Origin of the sequence: Enterobacter cloacae complex sp. P6RS (genome assembly GCF_014982245.1) — a bacterium.
GTDB lineage: Bacteria > Pseudomonadota > Gammaproteobacteria > Enterobacterales > Enterobacteriaceae > Enterobacter > Enterobacter bugandensis.
The window spans coordinates 1,586-4,137 of sequence record NZ_JADCLB010000037.1 but is presented as its reverse complement, the minus strand read 5'-3'; the positions used below and the strand labels follow the sequence as shown (position 1 = coordinate 4,137).

General features: G+C 43.8%; 1 protein-coding gene, 1 tRNA gene and 2 pseudogenes. 3 read left to right on the top strand and 1 reads right to left on the bottom strand.

Annotation, left to right across the window (positions count from 1 at the left end):
- The coding region (locus tag INF73_RS21125; RefSeq protein WP_193547315.1) for a topoisomerase II at positions 1-593 on the top strand (593 nt) is incomplete at its 5' end.
- A gap of 106 nt (positions 594-699) precedes the next feature.
- A tRNA-Leu gene (locus tag INF73_RS21120) sits at positions 700-784 on the top strand.
- 143 nt (positions 785-927) lie between these two features.
- Here INF73_RS21120 and INF73_RS21115 read toward each other — a convergent pair.
- Positions 928-1,047, bottom strand: a pseudogene (locus tag INF73_RS21115) (transposase); the annotation flags it as partial.
- Positions 1,048-1,606: 559 nt separating this feature from the next.
- Here INF73_RS21115 and INF73_RS21110 point away from each other — a divergent pair.
- A pseudogene (locus INF73_RS21110) lies at positions 1,607-2,552 on the top strand (hypothetical protein); the annotation flags it as partial.

Genomic DNA, 2,552 nt, shown 5'->3' with positions numbered 1-2,552 from the left:
GGCAGGTGATCAAGGAGCAGGAGCCTGTGCTGCATCAGCGCATCCTTGACCAGATGGCCGCCCTGCAAAAGGCCGGCGAGCCGGAGCAGCACATTATCGACACCATCCAGCCGCAGATCCTGCATTTGCAGATGACGCGCCTGCAAAATGCCCCGGACGCCAACGTGGTGAACTACATGACCATCAACATGGAGCAGACCGCCGCCATCCAGAAGGTGAGCGACGACGCCTGCTTCCGCTTCCTCTACCCGATGGTGAAGGGCGGCGTGAACCCGATGCGCATGCTGGATAAAGACCTGATGGCGCGGCGCATGCAGGCCGACGCCGACATGATGCGCGCGGCCTACGGCAAAAACCGCCACACCGTGACGCAGGCCGAGCGCGAGGCTGCCGTCGAGGATGTGCGGCCGATTATGAAGGCGCTTGCCGATAAGTACGGCGAGGACATCCAGCTGCTGCAGATGCCGGAGAAGGCGGCGGGCAAAGAGAAGCTCTCCTGCGATATGGTGCAGGAGATGTGGGCCAAGGTGCTGGCGCTGCCGGAGCAGAAGGCGGCAGGGGTGATTCGTCTGGCGGTGTCTGAGCTGGAGTGACGTAGGTAGCTGGTTTTTTGGGCACTTAGCGCGGGTTTCGCGCGTCGTCGCTTGCATGGCGGCGCGCGACAGGTATAATCCACAACGTTTCCGCATCCCCTTCAGTGCCGAAGTGGCGAAATCGGTAGACGCAGTTGATTCAAAATCAACCGTAGAAATACGTGCCGGTTCGAGTCCGGCCTTCGGCACCATAAGATGCAAATCAAAGTCGCTTAAGGGCGGCTTTTTTTGTGTCTGAAATCCGCGCCACACATGGCTTTCCGCAATTTTCCTTTCGAAAGAAGTTAATCTGAGGCGACCCAAATCAAGTTACTTGTGAGTATAGAACCGAGTGCCAGGGATAAAACATGGCATTGGAAATGACGTGCTTGCGGCAGAGTTCACGGGCGGATATCCCTGCTTTAGCCTTGCGGAGAATAATGATGATCTTTTTGTCGGAAAAACGCTTTTTTATGAGGACATAACCATGTGGCTTATAAAGACATTACTAACATCGAGGTAGACTTATCAGCGGGGGCAGGTCAGCAGTGGTGGGCGATATATCTTAATACTAATTAAGGCAAGTGTTCAGCTCATTGGATTTCGTCAGAAACATATGAAAGATCACATTTTTCACCAGTAGTGAATGCTGTTAGTAAAGTTTTTATAGCATATTGATTTATCATAATTAGCAATGAGGCATTAAAAGCAGTAATTCTAATGCTTCTATGGTTGACGTAATGTAAATTTTTTAATTTTTCATCTGTTTTTATCAAAAAAGAGGGGGGGGATGCAACCAAGAATGCATTTATGTATCAGGAAAACAGCAAAGTTGTCTATGAAGTGTTGGAAAAGTGCTAAGATGTTTGAAGGAAAATAACTTTGTCTTTGCTCGATTTGGATTATCGTTTTTCAACGAACGGAATTGGACTATCTTGGATGTGTATGAATGATTTTGGTATTGACTATTTTTTTTGCATACATAGTAATGTAATATAGTATGCTGGATAAAATTTAAAGTAGGATTGGATAAAATGAAAAGAATTTCTGTCAATGTTCTTGATTTATATTTGGATAGTAAAAACCCTCGTCACGATCCAATAAATGACAGAGGTGAAATTATTAATTATTTAGTTCGAAATGAAAAAATAAAAGCACTAGCTAAAAGTATTTCAGAGAATGGCACTAGCCCTCTTGAATCATTGGCTGTTATGGAAAATGAAAATGGTAATTTGATTGCTCTAGAAGGAAATAGGCGAGTCTGCGCATTAACTCTTTTGAATGATCCAGAATTATGCCCTGAAAACGAACGTGCTTATTTTAGACGACTAGTCGAGCATAGTACCGTTATTCCAGAGACTGTTGAATGCATTTTGTTTTCATCTAGAGATGATGCTAATAAATGGATTGAATTACGTCATAATGGAGAACAAGAAGGCGCCGGATTGTTGACGTGGAACGCAACTCAGAAAACTAGACACTTCGGTTCGTCGGATAACACGTTGGCATTAAAGTTATTAGACTATGCTGAAAAAAAAGGATTCATTGACAAACAGCGACGGGATGGCGTTCTAACTACGGCTTCTAGATTCCTTGGTAATCCAATATTTCGTTCGACGATGGGAGTAAAGACTGGACGTTCTGAGCCGAATGTTATGATCGATGTTCCTAGGGATGAATTTGACCGTGTTTTGGAAGTATTTATTAAGGATCTAATTAATGGTAGTAATAACGTTACTTCAAGATCCAGAAAGGATGATTGGGAAGATTATGCAAAAAAATTAAAATCAGAAAAAATTGCACCTCAAGGTTATTGTGAACCATCTGATCTTTTCGAGACAAATATCGTTAAAGATGAGAGTGATAATGCAAATGCTAGAAAGAAAAATAGGAATAATCAGAGCCCAAACAACAGGAAATATATTGTACCGTCTGATTTTAAAGTTAACATTCCTGATAAAATATTAAAAAGAATATTTG